Genomic DNA, 1,135 nt, shown 5'->3' with positions numbered 1-1,135 from the left:
GGCTGCTCGGTATTGCCGGCTTCGGGTCCGACGGCGAGCGCGGTGGCGTCGGGGGCCGAGGTGTCGACGAGCGCGGGCGTGTTTGCCCGCTACGAGCTTGTCGACATCACGCCGGCGGTGGTGGAGGCGCTGCGGGCGCGCCCGCTCGACAGCCTGCTGGCCTCGCTGGGCGACCACCGGCCGGCGCTCGAGCCGGTGATCGGGGTGGGCGACTTCGTCTCGGTCTCGGTCTGGGAGGCGGGCTCGGGCGGCCTGTTCTCGGGCCCGCTGATCGCCGACCGCTTCTCGGCCGGCTCGAAGTCGGCGCTGATCCCCGAGCAGGTGGTCGCGCGCGACGGCGCCATCTCGGTGCCCTATGCCGGCCGCATCCCGGTGGCGGGCCGCCGGCCGCAGGACGTGCAGGCGCTGATCGAGTCGGAACTCTCCGGCAAGGCCATCCAGCCCCAGGTGCTGGTCTCGGTCACCAAGCCGATCTCGCAATCGGTCACCGTCACCGGCGAGGTCGCCAACGGCGCCCGCGTGCCGCTGTCAGGCCGCGGCGACCGCCTGCTCGACGTGGTGGCCTCGGCCGGCGGCGTGCGCGCGCCCGTCGCCGAGACCTTCGTGCGGCTCTCGCGCGGGGCCACCACCGCCACCGTGCCGCTCACCACCGTGGTCTCGAACCCGCGCGAGAACATCTACCTGCGCCCCGGCGACGTGCTCACGCTCGTGCGCGATCCCCAGACCTTCCTGGCGGTGGGCGCCCTCGGCAACGCCACCGAGATCCCGTTCCAGGCCGAGGGCATCACGCTCGCCCAGGCCCTGGCCAAGTCGCGCGGCCTGTCCGACTTCCAGGCCGACCCCGCCGGCACCTTCGTGTTCCGCTACGAGCCCGCCAGCGTGGTGCGCAAGCTCAGCCCCGGCTCGGCGCTGCTCGGCACGCCGCTGGTGCCGGTGGTCTACCGCATCAACATGCGCGACCCCAACTCGCTGTTCCTCACCCAGGCCTTCCGGATGCGCAACCGCGACCTCGTCTACGTCTCCAACGCTCCCTACACCGAGGTCCAGAAGGTGCTCTCCGTCTTCTCCGCCGTCGCAGGCCCCGTCGGAGCCGCAGCCGCGACATACGCCTATACCCGCTGAAACAGCACCCGGA

General features: G+C 72.7%; 1 protein-coding gene. It reads left to right on the top strand.

Annotation, left to right across the window (positions count from 1 at the left end):
• A partial coding sequence (locus WDW90_RS37390; protein WP_336492769.1) for a polysaccharide biosynthesis/export family protein occupies nucleotides 1–1,122 on the top strand: 1,122 nt, incomplete at its 5' end.
• Nucleotides 1,123–1,135 lie beyond the last annotated feature (13 nt).

Source organism: Methylobacterium nigriterrae (assembly GCF_037106235.1).
GTDB classification, from domain to species: Bacteria; Pseudomonadota; Alphaproteobacteria; order Rhizobiales; family Beijerinckiaceae; genus Methylobacterium; species Methylobacterium nigriterrae.
Note: the sequence above shows the minus strand (reverse complement) of the source record. Positions and strands in the feature narration are given on the sequence as shown.